Source organism: Pseudomonas sp. Irchel s3h9 (genome assembly GCF_900187475.1).
Lineage (GTDB): Bacteria > Pseudomonadota > Gammaproteobacteria > Pseudomonadales > Pseudomonadaceae > Aquipseudomonas > Aquipseudomonas neuropathica.
In genome coordinates, this window is record NZ_FYDH01000001.1 from 166,934 (window position 1) to 181,020 (window position 14,087).

The window sequence follows — 14,087 nt, forward strand, 5'->3', positions numbered from 1 at the left end:
CTTCTAAAGCCGATATTTATCGGCTATAAAGTCGCCATTGCTCCGGCTTGGTGATCTCATGTCCGGTGCGCGCGTTTTCTTTTCGGTCGAATTGTCGACCGTCAAAGCACTTGCCCGGAGATGATTCATGAGCCGTATCGTTACCGTTGCCGCCACTCAGATGGCCTGTTCCTGGGATCTGGAAGCCAACCTCGAAATCGCTGAAAGGCTGGTGCGCGAAGCCGCCGCCAAAGGCGCGCAGATCATCCTGATTCAGGAGCTGTTCGAGGCGCCGTACTTCTGCCAGAAGCCGAACCCGGACTATCTGCAACTGGCGACGACGGTGGAAGAAAACGTCGCGATCAAACATTTCCAGAAAATCGCCAAAGAGCTGCAAGTGGTGCTGCCGATCAGCTTCTATGAGCTGGCCGGCCGCGCGCGTTTCAACAGCATCGCGATCATCGACGCCGACGGCAGCAACCTCGGGATTTATCGTAAAAGCCATATTCCTGACGGCCCGGGCTACCACGAGAAGTATTACTTCAACCCCGGCGACACCGGTTTCAAAGTGTGGAACACCCGCTACGCAAAAATCGGCGTGGGCATTTGCTGGGATCAGTGGTTCCCGGAAGCCGCACGCAGCATGGCGTTGCAAGGCGCGGAGATTCTGTTTTACCCAACCGCGATCGGCAGCGAGCCGCACGACAAGACCATTTCGTCGCGCGATCACTGGCAGCGCGTGCAACAGGGTCATGCCGGCGCCAACCTGATGCCGCTGATCGCCAGCAATCGCATCGGCAACGAAGAACAGGACGGCTACGACATCACGTTCTACGGCTCTTCGTTCATCGCCAACCAGTTCGGCGAAAAAGTGCAGGAGCTGAATAAAACCGAAGAAGGTATTCTTGTGCACACTTTTAACCTCGACGAGCTCGAACACATTCGCAGCGCGTGGGGTTCATTCCGTGACCGCCGTCCGAACCTGTACGGCGCGTTGAAAACCCTCGACGGTTCCCTGGAGTCCTGATCCCGATGACAACTTTGAAAAGTACCCCGCGCGCCGACGGCTTTCACATGCCGGCCGAGTGGGCGCCGCAAACGCAGACCTGGATGATCTGGCCCGAGCGCCCGGACAACTGGCGTCTGGGCGGCAAACCGGCGCAAGCTGCACATGCTGCGGTGGCCAAGGCCATCGCGCGTTTTGAACCGGTCACCGTGGCCGTGTCCGCTGGCCAGTATGAAAACGCCCGCGCGCGCCTCGACGTGCCGAATATCCGCGTGGTCGAGATGTCCAGCGATGACGCTTGGGTACGCGACAGCGGCCCGACTTTCGTCATCAACAATAGCGGCGAAGTGCGCGGTGTGAACTGGGACTTCAACGCTTGGGGCGGCTTCGACGGCGGCCTGTACTCGCCGTGGAATCGCGATTCGCAGGTCGGCGGCAAGATCCTCGAGATCGAGCGCAGCCCGCGTTACCGCACTGAAGGTTTCGTGCTTGAAGGCGGCTCGATTCACGTCGACGGCGAAGGCACGCTGATCACCACCGAAGAGTGCCTGCTCAACCGCAATCGCAACCCGCACCTGGGCCGCGAAGAGATTGAAGCGGTACTGAGCGCCAATCTGTCTGTGGATAAAATCATCTGGCTGCCGGACGGTCTGTTCAACGACGAAACCGACGGCCATGTGGATAACTTCTGCTGCTACGTGCGTCCTGGCGAAGTGCTGCTGGCGTGGACCGACGATCCGCAGGATCCGAACTACCCGCGCTGCCAGGCTGCGTTGAAAGTTCTGCAAAGCAGCACTGACGCCAAGGGTCGCCCGTTCACGGTGCACAAAATGCCGATTCCGGGGCCGCTTTACGCGACTGAAGAAGAGTGCGCCGGTGTCGACCCGGTGGACGGCACGCAGGAACGCAATCCGTCTGTGCGCCTGGCTGGTTCCTACGTGAACTTCCTGATCGTCAACGGCGGCATCATCGCGCCGAGCTTCGACGATCCAATGGACGCGCCGGCCAAGGAAATCCTGCAGAAGCTGTTCCCGCAGCACGAAGTGGTGATGGTGCCGGGTCGCGAACTGTTACTGGGTGGCGGCAATATCCATTGCCTTACCCAACAGCAACCCGCGCCGCACAAAGAGTGAGTTGAGTCGTAACACCTTGAGTTGATTAACAAATCAGCCGGGTAATGATTAGCTCGCTATGCATCAACTGAGGCCCGCAGCCCGACAGGACCGCGGGCTTCTTTGTATCCGCTTGTCGACAACTAAGAAACATTGGCATAGCTCTTGTATTCATCACCCGTGCACTAGGGAGGGGGGAGAACTTCAACAGTTCTGTCATAAACCTTGGATAACGTAGCCGCTCACGAACGGGGAGAGAGCGCTGAAATGAACGCCGAAGTGAACGTAGTCAGCGAGCGGACGTTGCATCCCGTGGCCGTTAACGGCGAATCGCTCCAGATTGTCGCGCACTGGTTGAAGTCCAATGGAACGCGTCAGATCAGGGAACCTGATCCGCGCCGGATGATGATCGAGCGTTACCCCGCTGGCCTGTTCAGCGAGGCCGAACTGGAAGCATTGTGGGCTGTGATGGAAGGATAAGAAGCACAACAGGGATTGGTAAAAGCGCTGCCGGGATGGCGGCGCTTTTTTATGCACGGCTATTTTGTACACACCCAATCAATGTGGGAGCGAGCCTGCTCGCGAAAGCGGTGGATCAGTTAACGAAGATGCCGACTGATCCGACGCTTTCGTGAGCAGGCTCGCTTCCACAGGATTGGTGTGAAATCAGAAGCTGTAGGTGCCGGTCATTACGACGCTACGTGGCGCACCCGGTTGAATCTGATACTGGCTGGTCGCCGACGCGTAGTACTCACGATCGGTGATGTTGTTCAGCGCCGCGCGTAAATCCCAATCCTTGAAGCGGTAACCGACCAGGGCATCCCAGCGGCCGTAACCCGGCAACACGGTGGTGTTGGCGTTATCGGCATAGCGTTGGCCAACCAGGGTCAGGCCGGTTTCGCCGTACCAGCCCATTTCCGGTTTCCAGGTCAGGAACAGGCTGCCGTTATGCTTGGCAACGTTGTTGATGCGTTTGCCTTCCAGGCCGTTGTTGTCCTTCTCGATCTTCGCATCCTGCAGACCGACGCCACCGCGCATGTACCAATTGCCGACGAGATTGCCGGTGGCCGTCAATTCGATCCCGCGCGAGCGCTGCAGACCGGACATCACCGTCAGGGTCGGATCGTTTGGATCAGTGGTGCGGCGGTTGTAGAGTTCCAGATCGTAGATCGCCAGCGTGGTGCTCAAGCGGTCATCGAACCAGTCGCTTTTCACGCCGATTTCTTTCTGCTTGGTCAGCTCGGGACTGAGGTCGTTGGTGTTGCCGGCCGCACCCGGAGTGATGCCGATCAAGCCACCGCCCACCGGCGAAAACGTCTTCGACCACGAGGCGTAGAACGAATGGTTTTGTAGCGGCGTCCAGACCAGGCCGACGCGCGGGCTGGTGCTGTGGCTGTCGCGGTCTTCGGAGATGTTGCGCAGTTTGTTGGTCGACTCGATATCGAAAGTGTCGTAACGCAGACCGGCGAGCACTTGCCATTGATCGTTCAAGCGCAGTTGATCTTGCACATATACCGCACGGCTTTCGACTTCGGTGTGGCTGCTGCTGGAGACCTGCATGCTGCCGGTATGGCGCAGATCACGGTTCGGGTTGTACAGGTCGAGCGACGGTACGGGCTGCGCGCCCGGGGTTCTGCCAGAGGCCGCGTTGTACAGCGTCGGGTCGCGGCGCTGGCTGCCGATCTCGATGCCAGTGAGCAGGCGATGCTCAAGGCCCAAGGTATCGAATCCGCCCTCAAGTTCAACGTTGTTATAGACGTTGCGAGTGGTCAGATCCTGCTGCCAGTGCTGGCGCGTGACCTTGTTGGTCGCCGGCGTGTAACCGGTGAGGTAGGTGTTGTCGAAATCACTGTCGAGCTTGAACACGCCGAGGGTCTGGCGCAGTTGCCAGTTGTCATTGATTTCATAAGTGAGTTTCGAACGCAGCGATTGCGACTTGTCGTCGATGAAATCGTGATCGTTGCCGTAGGTCGTATCGCGCCCGACATCGGCCGGGCGCCCGTTGATGCCGGGGATGCCGCGATCCGGGGTGCGGTTGTAGCGGCTGTATTCGTACTGCACCAGCCAGTTCAGGTCCGGCGTCAGTTGCCAGCTCATCGACGGCGCGAACAACTGGCGATTGCCACTGACACCGTCGCGGAAGCTGTTTTCATCCATGTTGCCCATGTTCAGGCGCAGGCTAATGTTTTCGCTCGGGTCGCTGCTGAGGTCGGCGTAAAGACTGCGCAAATCTTCGCTGCCAACCTGGGCTTCGATAGTCGAGCGCCGGCCGAACTCGGGCATTTTGCTCACGCGGTTGACGATCCCGCCCTGACTGCCACGGCCATACAGTACGGCGGCCGGGCCTTTGAGCACTTCGACGCGTTCAATATTGTGCAAGTCGCGCTTGTATTGGCTGTCGTCGCGGATGCCATCCAGATAGAAATCGTTGCTCGCGTCGAAGCCGCGGATGCGCAGGCTGTCGAAACGGGTGTCGGCGCTGCTGCTGACGTTAGGCATGCCGCTCAACGCGTCGCCGATGTCATTGGTGCCGTAGCTGGCGACGTTCGAGGTCTTGATCGAATCGATCGCCTGCGGCACATAACGTACGGGCGTCGAGGTCCGAGTCGCGGTGCTGCTGAGCTTCACCCGAGGGTCATCGGCTTGCGCTTCGGCGCTGATTGCGGTGGCGGGTAACTCGGTCGCGGAGTAGGCAAAACCGCTGGACAGAAAAGCAGAAAGCCCAAGGGTGGCGGGCGTAAGACGGAACGGGGCAGGCATTGAACAGCGCATCCGAAAGGGTGGAAGAATTCGATCGCGCGAATGGTAATGCTTTGCATTTACTTCCGTTAATTATTCCTTATAAGTTCCCTTGGCTGATTGTTTCAATTTGTGTCCTGATCGACACAATCTGGCTGAACGAATCATTCGACCGATTCATGAAACAGACTGAAAGCCATTCCGGCGTTTTTCCGCAAGAGTGCGAGGACTAATCTGCCGCCATCGATTTTCCTGACTTTCTCCCGGAGTTTTTCCATGATTCTTCACTACATCTACGATCCGCTGTGTGGCTGGTGTTACGGCGCCAAGCCGCTGGTGGAAGCGGCACAGTCAGTGTTGCCGGTGAATGCCCATGCCGGCGGAATGATGAGTGGTGCCAATCGCCAGCGTGTTTCCCCGCAATTGCGCAATTACGTCATGCCCCATGACCGACGCATTGCCGAGTACACCGGCCAGCCTTTTGGCGAGGCCTATTTCGAAGGTTTGCTGCGTGATTACTCAGCGGTGTTCGATTCGACGCCAGCGATTGCTGCGGTCATGGCGGCTGAAGCCATCGACGGCGGCGGTTTGCGCCTGCTGGGGCGGTTGCAGACGGCGCACTATGTGGAAGGGCGACGCATTGCCGATTCAGCCGTGCTGTTGGAATTGGCGATGCAGATGGGCTATGCACAGGCAGATTTCCACGTTGCGCTGGAGTCCGTTGACAGCGAGAGCCATATAAAAGCCAGTCGCCGGTTTCTGGCGCAATTGGGCGGTCAGGGTTTTCCGACCATGGCTCTGGAGCAGGACGGCACATTCCAGTTGGTCGACATCAGTCCCTGGCTGGGCAAGCCGCAGGCTTTTGCCGATTGGTTGAGACAAGCCATCGTGCTCGATGAGCCAGGTAAAGCCTCTGCGTTTTGTTCTATCGACGGCTGTGCGTGATACGCACGGGATTCACTGGTTGCGTGCATTTCCCAGCAAGGACTCAGCGCAAAATTTACGTTTCTTAGACGTTTTTCGCCTATTTAAAGACGATTCTTGAAATTGACACATTGTTCAGGGCACGGCTACGATTCGGCCCAACGCCTGTGGCCAACCGCCATGACTCAAAATAAGGAGCAGGCCCGCCATCACATTATCGTGGGCGGGCCTTTTTGTTTCGGGGTGAATAAAAGAGTGCAAAAGCGCCGTTTCCGCCGTTCGACACAGCGCGTTTCAACCCGTAATAAGGAAAACAAAATGTTGAACAAGCGAATCAGTCTGATCGCACTGGGGATGTTGAGTGCCACTCAGGCCATGGCTAACGACCAGGCCGAGTCCAAGGGGTTTGTTGAAGACAGCAGCCTCAAAGTGCTGCTGCGCAATGCCTACATCAATCGTGATTACAAAAACGGTAACGACGACAAGGCCGAATGGGGCCAAGCGGCCATCGGTACGTTCTCGTCCGGTTTCACTCAAGGCACCATCGGTGTCGGCGTCGACGCTTTCGGTCTGTACGCCCTGCGTCTGGACGGCGGCAAGGGCCGTAGCGGCGCCGGTGGTATCGACTTCTTCAAGCAAGAAAACAGCTATCAGGAAGGCCACAACGGCAGTGCGGCCAACGACCTGGCCAAGGCCGGCGCGGCGGTGAAGTTTCGCTTCTCCAACACCGTGCTGACCTACGGTGACCAGATGCCGGCCCTGCCGGTGCTGAACTACGACAACTCCCGCCTGCTGCCGGAAAGTTACACCGGTACGTTGATCACTTCCAAAGAGATCAAAGGCCTGGAACTGAACGCCGGTCGTTTCACCGCCGAATCGCGCAAGAGCGATGAAGGCCGTGACAGCGGTGGTCTGAAGTCGATCAATGTGTTGGGCGGTAGCTACCAGTTCACTGAGCGCTTCAAGGGTGCGCTGTACGCTTCTGACGTTGAAGACGTATTGAAGAAACAATACGTGAACGCCAACTACGTGTTGCCGTTCAACAAGGATCAGTCGCTGACCCTGGACTTCAACGGCTATCGCACCAAGCTGGACAGCTCCTACGTGCGCGAAAACACCGTGCCTGGCAAAAGCATCGTCACCGGTCAGGACAACAAGATCTGGAGCCTGGCAGCCACCTTCGCCACCGGCCCGCACTCGTTCACCGTGGCGCACCAGCGCTCCACTGGCGACAGCAACCTGGGCTACGCCTACGGCGGCTACCAGAAAGATCAGCAGCGTGTCGGCGATGGCGGCAACACCATCTACCTGGCCAACTCCTACTGGTCGGACTTCAACGCTGAAGACGAGCGCAGCTGGCAGTTGGGCTACGGCCTCGACTTCGGCGCATTCGGCGTGCCGGGCCTGAGCTACAACTTCGCTTACGTACGTGGCGACAACATCACCACGTCCACCAGCGAAGGCGGCACCGAGCGCGAAATCTTCAACCAGTTCAAGTACGTCGTGCAAAGTGGCCCGGCCAAAGACCTGAGCGTGAAACTGCGCAGCTCGATCCTGCGTGTTTCGCAGAAATCCAGCGAGTACAACGTCAGCGGTAACGAACTGCGCGTTTTCGTGGATTACCCGATCAACATTTTCTAATGCCTGATCCAGTGTAAGAAACGTAAGAAAAACCCCGACTGGTTCGGGGTTTTTTTTCGACGGTTTTTCGATGGAAACCGGAATAAACCGGTGTTTTTGTCATGTAAAAGTTGTTTTCAGGTCGCTTCAAGCGCCGCTTCAAACAGGACTTTAAATGCCTGAAATTCTTTCTCATGGACGCAAATTCTCCACCTAATAGATTAGGCCGCTCAACGCAGCGGAGAATTTGGTAATGATCGTTTTGAACAGAGAAGTGGGCGAATCGCTACGGCGCGACAAATATGTCAACGTCCAGGGTGGTGACTTCAATCTCTACGGTCATTTTGCCGACTTCGTCAGACTGACCAAAAGTTGGGAAAACATGGAGCCTGACAGCTACTACGGTCAGGCCGAAGCCGGCATGCGTTACCGTCGTTATAGCGACTTTGAGTACAACCCGAAAACCCGCGAGCTCAAGCAACTCGAGCATCGCGCCTACGTGCAGTCGAAAGAGAACAACGCCTATGTTGGCGGCCTGGTACGACACTTTCAGGACTTCTCCGATGAAGTAATTACTTCACCGGTGATGCGCAGCCTGATCGACACCGATTTCGAAGTGTACAAAAGCGTACTGCCGGAAGAGCTGCACGATGAAATCTGGCAGTGCCAGATCCATCAGATCCGCATCGAAATCAAACCCGGCAAGCAACTGGAAATCACCCCCGAAGGCATTCACTGCGACGGCTATCCGTTCAGCGGTGTGCACTTCTGGGGCCGCAATAATGTCGAGGGCGCGGAGAGTCGTTTGTACGACATCCACGAGCATCAACTGGCGTCGACCACTTACCAGGAAATTCTCGACACCACCTACTTCCTCGATCGCGACATGCGCCACTACGTGACCCCGGCCCGCAACACGCACACCCATGCGATGGCGTACCGGCAGATTCTGGCGATCTCCTTCTCGCGGCCCGGGACCGCTTTCGACATTGTTCGCTAATCAGATCACCCCAATCGACGGCGTCGAGTGCTCGACGCCGGTGGTGCTGCGACGCGCCACGGCCAAGGATGCGCAGCGCATGGAGCGCTTTTTCCGCCAGTTCGACGAAGTGTCCTTCTGCGAGTGGCAGGACGCCAAGTGCCTGCGTGGCGTGCTGATCCAGAAAACCACCACGGCCTATCTCGCCTTTGACGTGGCGGGCGAGATCGTCGGCGCGGTACTCGGTGGCATGCTCGGCAGTCGCGGCACCATCAATCATCTGGCGGTCAGCCCGCGCTATCGCAGTCAGGGCGTGGGTCAACGACTGGTTGAAGCGGCGTCGTCCGATATGAAACGGGTCGGCGTGTTACGGATGTTTCTGTTCGTCGACGATGCTAACCTCGCGGGCAAGCGATTCTGGACTGCCCAGGGTTTTTGCGAGCCCCACGGCGAGCGGACATTTGAGAGGGATCTATGAATGAAACGTCCGGCAGTGCGCCGCTGATGGCTGCCCATCAGCCGTCGCGCACGTTTGCCGAAGCCAGCCCGGTCGTCGCTGGCTACTTCACGGTGTCATTCGTGTTCGGGCTGATGGCCGTCAACGCCGGGTTGCCGATGTGGCTGCCAGTGGCGATGTGTTTGTTCGTATATGCCGGCGCTTCGCAATTCGCCGCGCTGGCGCTGATCTCTAGCGGCGCCTCGCTGACCACCATCGTGCTGACTACGTTCCTGATCAATGCGCGGCACATGCTGATGTCGGTGTACATGGCCAAGGCCCTGCGGGCGCTGGGGCTCAGCCGCATGGAACGCTGGGCTTATGCCGGTGGCCTGACCGATGAATCCTTCGCGTTCCACAGCGTCAAACTTGGCACTGGCGCACCGGTCAACGTGCGTTATCTGATCGGCTTCAACCTGTTCTGCCACACCTCGTGGGTGCTCGGTGGTTTGCTTGGCGCGGTCTGCGCACAGTACGCGGCGCACCTGATCAAATATCAGCTCGACTACGCCCTGACGGCGATGATGCTCTACGTGCTGGTGTCGCTGTGCAACACGCGCAACAAACTCATTGCCGCTGCGGCCGCTGTGCTGTGCATGGGCGCGTTGAGTCTGGTCGGCAGTTCGCCGTTCAATGTGTTTATCGCCACGTTTGTGGGCTGCGGAGTGGGTGTATGCCTGACCAAACGTTCCTGATTCTGGTGGTTGCGCTGATGATGGCCGTGACTTTCCTGCCACGCGCGCTGCCACTGCAAGTCAACACCGAGCACTGGCCGCCGTTCGTTGCGCGGGCGCTGGAATACTTGCCGGTGGCGATCGTCGCTGCGATCAGCCTGACACCCTTGTTGATCAAGGATCAGCACATACAGCTCGATCGCCCGGAATTCTATGCCGCGATTCCGACGTTGTTATGTGCGTATTTCAGCAAAAACCTCTTTCTCAGTGTGGCGGTTGGGACGGCTGCGTACATTGCGCTCGGCTCGTTCATGTAACGGCAAATCGACAACGTCGCTGAGCGCCTGGCTCGACAACTCCGGATTGTTCACCGCCAGGCGCACCTCGAGGAAATCCTCGAAACCGGGGAAAATCGTCAGGCCGTTCTTCTGCGCGGCCTCACGCGAAACCATGCCGACCGCATCCATCTGCGTAATCAACGACAGCGTCAACGTTTCACTGCACGAATAGACCATGCGCTGGCCGTTCTCGTGATTGCCCAGCCCGGCGTCGAGAAAACGCAAAAAGCTGTGGGAATACGGACAATCTTCCGCAGGACGCACCTGAAACTTGTTGCCCAGTAATGTCAGCGGATCGTTTTCCTGCCCGCAATGCGCGCCGACCACTTGTACCTGCACATCCGGCAAGACAATGCTCGGCAAACCCGGCCGCTGCGGACCGATCAGCACCGCAAGGTCAAAGTCCTCATTTTTCAGCTTGCTGAGGTTTTCCATCGACTCGGCGTAGCTGAATTCCATCTGATAATCGGGAAACACCTCGATCAGGCGTCCGATCATTCGCCGGTTGAAATCAGGCGACAAGGTGTTGTTCAACGCAACCTTCAACGTGCGCTGGCCCGGCACTTTCAGTGCCTCGACTTTCTCTTCCATCTGTCGCGTGGCAATCAGCACTTTGTCCATATAAGGCGTCAGCTCAGTGCCTTGCGGCGTCAGCGTCAGCCCTTTGTTGGAACGTCGAAACAAGCGGAAACCGAACTGCTCTTCGACCTTGTTCAACTGCGCGGCCAACGCCTGCACAGTCAGGCACGAATGCTCGGCTGCGGCCGACAACGAGCCGGTCTGCACGATGCGCATGAGGTTGCGTAAGGTTCTGCTATCCATGGGTAATGCCCTCTGAAGTGGGCTGGGTATTGTTGTTTACGAGACTGCCGGTCAGGCGCCATATGCTGGCTATATTCCTGTACCTGAGCATAGTTGTCGCGGGTTTAGTAGCGAATCGATGTCCTCGCCGATGGCTGGAGGCTGACACAGGATCGGGGTTTTTGGTGACGTGGGGGTGATGGGGGTCAAAAAAAGTGCGTGGTTTTGGTGCGAGGGGGCGATTTTTCACGGGGAAAAGGCTGACAACGTTAGTGGTTTTGGCCTGCGAAATACGTGGATGCGTCTTAGGCTAACTTGCGACCGAGCTGATAGCGGCGACTCGTCAAAGCAGATGAAGTAGCAGTGGGAAGGCATCAAGCCTATATGGCTGCGGATCCGAATGAGGTGGGCGAATTGAGTGCATCACAAGAAGCGGTTGATCTGGACTGCCCAAATGGCACCCGGCAGCACCAGGTTATTGAGACTCGAGAGCGGCCTTCCGTTGCACGAATCCCTACGGATAAGACAGCTCAAACGATGTTGGAAGCACTGAATATTCTGCAGCGGTTTGAGTCGGTCGACGGAATGCTCAAATAATTGAGGCAATAAAAAACCGACATCGCTGTCGGTCTTTTTTTACTCCCCAAATAGGGAGAGAGGTCTCACCCGGACACTGATCCTCAGGTCATCAATGGGGTTCCTAACGCCGACTATCGCCACCTGATAGCAGTCGGTTTCGCGCTCTTGGGCCGATTCTCGGCATCGCGAGTAAAGCTGTCAATCTGGGTTTGGATTATTGTCTCTACGCTTGCGAATCAGATTTATAAATTGGTTCATATCTGTACTAGTATGAAAGCAAATCAAATCAGGAGAGGCGCAATGACTACCTCATCCCCAGCCCTCATCCCACGTGAACAACTTGATGCCCCCGAAGCGGGCCGCGTCGCGCTGAAGTTCTTCTTCAACCTTATGGAGCGCTGGGGCTGTAGCGCCGAGCAGCAACGCACATTACTCGGCGGCGTTGGTAACACCACGTTCTACAAATACAAACACCTGCCGAACATACGTCTGCCTAACGACACCCTTGAGCGCATCTCCTACCTGATGGGCATTCATAAGGCGTTGAGCATCATCTTCAGCAACAGCCGTGAGCGTGCCTACACGTGGGTCAGTAGTCCGAACACGGCAGCGCCATTCAATGGCCAAACGGCGCTGGAATACATGCTGGCTGGGCGCGTGATCGATATCGCCGACGTTCGCCGCTACCTCGACGGGGTGCGCGGTTGAAAATGCCCGATTTGGTGGATGTGCAATGGCCGAGAGCCTACCGGATCGTCAACAGCAGCTTCCCGCCGATCGCGTTGTTCGAAGACGTGCTCGATCCCGAAGACCTGGAAGTTGCCTACGCGCTAGAAGCGCTGACCAACGATCGCCTGATCGAACAGGCCGGGGTTCTCGCCCGAGTGCGTCCCGAAGATCGACTCTCCGGCCCCGGCTCGACTCCGGTGATGGCTGCGTTTACCCACATCGGCAAACGCAGTCGTTTCTGCGACGGCAGCTTCGGCGTTTACTACGCTGCGAGCAGCCAAGCCGCGGCCATCTCCGAAACCTGTTATCACCAGGAGCGATTTCTTGCGGCAACCCAAGAAGCGGATCTTGAGTTGACCATGCGGACTTACGTCAATCGGGTGGTTAAACCGCTGCACGATATCCGCCACGATCACCCCGAGCTGCACAATCCGGATCCTGAGGTTTACGGGCCGTCTCAGCTATTCGCCCGTCAACTGCGCGAAACCGAGTCGTGGGGACTGCTCTACAACAGCGTTCGTTTGCCGGGCCATGAGTGTGTCGCCGCGTTTCGACCTCCAGCGGTATCGGTTCCGAAGCAGGGCAAGCATTTGCGGTATGTGTGGAGTGCAAGTCAGCAGAAGATTTCGTTTGTGCTTGAGATCAGTCAGGTCTGAAACGCAAAAGCCCTCGTATCGGCGAGGGCCTGACACCGGCGTTCACATCAACGGCTTGTCCGGCGGCGCATCCAATACTTTCACGACATCATCGATCAGCGCTTTGCTCAATTCCTGCAAATACTGCGAGGCATAAGCGTGAAGGTCAGGATCGCGCGCGACTGAAGTGTCCGCAGTGAGCAGTCGTGAAATGTGAAGCAAGTGAGAGGCGTGGGAAAGGGCGGCGATTACGGGAACACCACGATTGGTGCGGAACATCGCTTGATTGGAGTGGAAGGAAAAGTGGGTGAGGCCCAGGGTTTTCAGATCTTGAGAATGGGTCATTTCGGTTCACCTGCCGTTCGAGATGGACGGTGTAAATTGACCGGTGTTGCTGACGGATCAATGGCTTTCATTTGTTAACTCCCTGTATCAAATGAGAGCTGCCAATTCGTTATCAGACGAATGGGTGGCAGCTATGCGCGGGCTGATAAACCGGAGATACAGGAACCCGGCAGACCCGAAGGTCTCCCACGCACAGCCGCCATTGCACGGTTATGCAGACACAAAAAATGCGCCGGCAAATGTGAGTTGGGGCGCTGGTGCGCCTGTATCTTACGCGGGTTATCAGGCCCGGTCGCTGAATTGGCAGCGACGAACTGAACGGTAGCTTTGCGAGGGGCGAATGAGCAACGGTGGCTAGTAGTGGCTTGTCGTTACAACAGATTTCACAAGGCTTCGCGCCATGCATTTCGTCGATCTGTCCCTATAAACGTTTATGGTTTGTTTGTACGGCGTAGCCGTATAGTCAGGTTCATGTATACAATCATCGAAACGGAAATGTTCAAGCGCTATGCAGACGCCATATGGGTCGATGGTGAGCGCCATGAATTCATAAATTGGCTTGCTGCAAATCCTCTGGCTGGTGATGTCGTGCCTGGCAGTGGAGGTTTGCGCAAGGTGCGGTGGACTCGCAACGGCATGGGTAAGCGAGGCGGTACACGTGTCATTTATTACAACACGCTTTCTGAAGGCTCGATCTGGTTACTCATTGCCTACACCAAGGCAAAGTTTGACGATTTGCCCTTAGCCTTCCTTAAGCAACTGAAGGAGGAAATCAGCGATGGTCGATGAACTGGAGCAATTCCAGCAGGACTTGCTGGAATCTGTACGTCAGATGAAGGCTGGAAAGGCTGCACGCGTGACTCAAGTGCCGCTCTCTGCGGCAGCAGAAGCGCGTGCCAAAGTGGGCGTTTCTCAAAGTGCGTTCGCCAAACTGATCGGTGTGAGTCTGCGGACTTTGCAGGATTGGGAGCAGGGGCGCAGGCAGCCGACGGGTGCGGCTCAAACTCTCCTTAGGGTCGCCAGCCAGCATCCGGAAGCTTTGCGGGATCTGCATCCTGCTTGATACCACTTAAAACCTTTGGGCAGACTTCTGCTACAGAAAACAACGAAGCCCCTGCATTTCTGCAGGGG

The 14,087-nt window shown here is 57.0% G+C and carries 16 protein-coding genes; 13 read left to right on the plus strand and 3 right to left on the minus strand.

Annotated features, from left to right (window positions below; genetic code table 11):
• Nucleotides 1-127 precede the first annotated feature (127 nt).
• From aguB to CKW26_RS00710, 3 genes are all read left to right on the plus strand, one after another.
• On the plus strand, nt 128-1,006 hold the full coding sequence (aguB, locus tag CKW26_RS00700) for an N-carbamoylputrescine amidase (RefSeq protein WP_034151905.1): 879 nt from the start codon (nt 128-130) through the stop codon (nt 1,004-1,006).
• 5 nt (nt 1,007-1,011) lie between these two features.
• Nucleotides 1,012-2,118: an agmatine deiminase gene (aguA, locus tag CKW26_RS00705; RefSeq protein WP_095047130.1), complete on the plus strand. Its 1,107-nt coding sequence runs from the start codon at nt 1,012-1,014 to the stop codon at nt 2,116-2,118.
• A 246-nt stretch (nt 2,119-2,364) separates the two neighbouring features.
• On the plus strand, nt 2,365-2,577 hold the full coding sequence (locus tag CKW26_RS00710) for a hypothetical protein (protein WP_095047131.1): 213 nt from the start codon (nt 2,365-2,367) through the stop codon (nt 2,575-2,577).
• A 186-nt stretch (nt 2,578-2,763) separates the two neighbouring features.
• Here the strand turns inward: CKW26_RS00710 and CKW26_RS00715 are convergent, their stop codons facing one another.
• Nucleotides 2,764-4,857 (minus strand): TonB-dependent siderophore receptor, encoded by a 2,094-nt coding sequence (locus tag CKW26_RS00715; protein WP_095047132.1) that lies wholly within the window; start codon nt 4,855-4,857, stop codon nt 2,764-2,766.
• Between the two features lie 255 nt (nt 4,858-5,112).
• Here CKW26_RS00715 and CKW26_RS00720 point away from each other — a divergent pair, with 255 nt between their 5' ends.
• The 6 genes from CKW26_RS00720 to CKW26_RS00745 all read left to right on the plus strand — a co-directional run bounded on the left by CKW26_RS00720 (nt 5,113) and on the right by CKW26_RS00745 (nt 9,846).
• On the plus strand, nt 5,113-5,781 hold the full coding sequence (locus CKW26_RS00720) for a DsbA family protein (RefSeq protein ID WP_095047133.1): 669 nt from the start codon (nt 5,113-5,115) through the stop codon (nt 5,779-5,781).
• A gap of 297 nt (nt 5,782-6,078) precedes the next feature.
• Nucleotides 6,079-7,401 (plus strand): OprD family porin, encoded by a 1,323-nt coding sequence (locus CKW26_RS00725; RefSeq protein WP_095047134.1) that lies wholly within the window; start codon nt 6,079-6,081, stop codon nt 7,399-7,401.
• 232 nt (nt 7,402-7,633) lie between these two features.
• Nucleotides 7,634-8,380, plus strand: coding sequence for a 2OG-Fe dioxygenase family protein (locus CKW26_RS00730; protein ID WP_034151909.1), 747 nt, complete (start codon nt 7,634-7,636; stop codon nt 8,378-8,380).
• 79 nt (nt 8,381-8,459) lie between these two features.
• Nucleotides 8,460-8,837, plus strand: a complete 378-nt coding sequence (locus CKW26_RS00735; protein WP_008080517.1) for a GNAT family N-acetyltransferase — start codon at nt 8,460-8,462, stop codon at nt 8,835-8,837.
• Entirely contained in the window at nt 8,834-9,550 is a 717-nt protein-coding gene (locus CKW26_RS00740; protein WP_007909125.1) for an AzlC family ABC transporter permease, read from the plus strand. The genes CKW26_RS00735 and CKW26_RS00740 overlap by 4 nt, the downstream gene beginning before the upstream one ends.
• Entirely contained in the window at nt 9,529-9,846 is a 318-nt protein-coding gene (locus CKW26_RS00745; RefSeq protein ID WP_007952614.1) for an AzlD domain-containing protein, read from the plus strand. Before CKW26_RS00740 ends, CKW26_RS00745 begins: the two co-directional genes overlap by 22 nt.
• Here the strand turns inward: CKW26_RS00745 and CKW26_RS00750 are convergent.
• Nucleotides 9,763-10,689 carry a LysR family transcriptional regulator gene (locus tag CKW26_RS00750; protein ID WP_008080520.1) on the minus strand — a complete coding sequence of 309 codons (927 nt, stop codon included), beginning with the start codon at nt 10,687-10,689 and terminating at the stop codon, nt 9,763-9,765. The two genes, CKW26_RS00745 and CKW26_RS00750, sit on opposite strands and share 84 nt — an antisense overlap.
• 858 nt (nt 10,690-11,547) lie before the next feature.
• Here CKW26_RS00750 and CKW26_RS00760 point away from each other — a divergent pair.
• Together CKW26_RS00760 and CKW26_RS00765 are read left to right on the plus strand one after the other, a co-directional pair.
• A complete protein-coding gene (locus tag CKW26_RS00760; RefSeq protein WP_095047136.1) occupies nt 11,548-11,955 on the plus strand; it encodes an MbcA/ParS/Xre antitoxin family protein in 408 nt (135 codons plus the stop codon).
• 2 nt (nt 11,956-11,957) lie between these two features.
• Nucleotides 11,958-12,632 (plus strand): RES family NAD+ phosphorylase, encoded by a 675-nt coding sequence (locus CKW26_RS00765; RefSeq protein WP_095047137.1) that lies wholly within the window; start codon nt 11,958-11,960, stop codon nt 12,630-12,632.
• A 42-nt stretch (nt 12,633-12,674) separates the two neighbouring features.
• On the opposite strand, the gene CKW26_RS00770 is transcribed toward CKW26_RS00765, so the two are convergent.
• On the minus strand, nt 12,675-12,956 hold the full coding sequence (locus tag CKW26_RS00770; RefSeq protein ID WP_095047138.1) for a DUF3077 domain-containing protein: 282 nt from the start codon (nt 12,954-12,956) through the stop codon (nt 12,675-12,677).
• Between the two features lie 471 nt (nt 12,957-13,427).
• On the opposite strand from CKW26_RS00770, the gene CKW26_RS00775 reads away from it, so the two are divergent.
• Both CKW26_RS00775 and CKW26_RS00780 read left to right on the plus strand, forming a co-directional pair.
• Nucleotides 13,428-13,745, plus strand: coding sequence for a hypothetical protein (locus CKW26_RS00775; protein ID WP_026000690.1), 318 nt, complete (start codon nt 13,428-13,430; stop codon nt 13,743-13,745).
• On the plus strand, nt 13,735-14,019 hold the full coding sequence (locus CKW26_RS00780; RefSeq protein ID WP_016986316.1) for a DNA-binding transcriptional regulator: 285 nt from the start codon (nt 13,735-13,737) through the stop codon (nt 14,017-14,019). Before CKW26_RS00775 ends, CKW26_RS00780 begins: the two co-directional genes overlap by 11 nt.
• Nucleotides 14,020-14,087: the final 68 nt, after the last annotated feature.

What these genes read in the sequence shown, in the direction of transcription:
- CKW26_RS00760 (WP_095047136.1), top strand. Translation starts at nt 11,548, where the DNA reads ATGACTACCTCATCCCCAGCCCTCATCCCACGTGAACAACTTGATGCC.
- aguB (WP_034151905.1), top strand. Translation starts at nt 128, where the DNA reads ATGAGCCGTATCGTTACCGTTGCCGCCACTCAGATGGCCTGTTCCTGG.
- CKW26_RS00735 (WP_008080517.1), top strand. Translation starts at nt 8,460, where the DNA reads ATGGAGCGCTTTTTCCGCCAGTTCGACGAAGTGTCCTTCTGCGAGTGG.
- CKW26_RS00780 (WP_016986316.1), top strand. Translation starts at nt 13,735, where the DNA reads ATGGTCGATGAACTGGAGCAATTCCAGCAGGACTTGCTGGAATCTGTA.
- CKW26_RS00750 (WP_008080520.1), bottom strand. Translation starts at nt 10,689, where the DNA reads ATGGATAGCAGAACCTTACGCAACCTCATGCGCATCGTGCAGACCGGC.
- CKW26_RS00710 (WP_095047131.1), top strand. Translation starts at nt 2,365, where the DNA reads ATGAACGCCGAAGTGAACGTAGTCAGCGAGCGGACGTTGCATCCCGTG.
- CKW26_RS00715 (WP_095047132.1), bottom strand. Translation starts at nt 4,857, where the DNA reads ATGCCTGCCCCGTTCCGTCTTACGCCCGCCACCCTTGGGCTTTCTGCT.
- CKW26_RS00745 (WP_007952614.1), top strand. Translation starts at nt 9,529, where the DNA reads ATGCCTGACCAAACGTTCCTGATTCTGGTGGTTGCGCTGATGATGGCC.
- CKW26_RS00725 (WP_095047134.1), top strand. Translation starts at nt 6,079, where the DNA reads ATGTTGAACAAGCGAATCAGTCTGATCGCACTGGGGATGTTGAGTGCC.
- CKW26_RS00765 (WP_095047137.1), top strand. Translation starts at nt 11,958, where the DNA reads ATGCCCGATTTGGTGGATGTGCAATGGCCGAGAGCCTACCGGATCGTC.
- aguA (WP_095047130.1), top strand. Translation starts at nt 1,012, where the DNA reads ATGACAACTTTGAAAAGTACCCCGCGCGCCGACGGCTTTCACATGCCG.
- CKW26_RS00770 (WP_095047138.1), bottom strand. Translation starts at nt 12,956, where the DNA reads ATGACCCATTCTCAAGATCTGAAAACCCTGGGCCTCACCCACTTTTCC.
- CKW26_RS00730 (WP_034151909.1), top strand. Translation starts at nt 7,634, where the DNA reads ATGATCGTTTTGAACAGAGAAGTGGGCGAATCGCTACGGCGCGACAAA.
- CKW26_RS00740 (WP_007909125.1), top strand. Translation starts at nt 8,834, where the DNA reads ATGAATGAAACGTCCGGCAGTGCGCCGCTGATGGCTGCCCATCAGCCG.
- CKW26_RS00720 (WP_095047133.1), top strand. Translation starts at nt 5,113, where the DNA reads ATGATTCTTCACTACATCTACGATCCGCTGTGTGGCTGGTGTTACGGC.
- CKW26_RS00775 (WP_026000690.1), top strand. Translation starts at nt 13,428, where the DNA reads ATGTATACAATCATCGAAACGGAAATGTTCAAGCGCTATGCAGACGCC.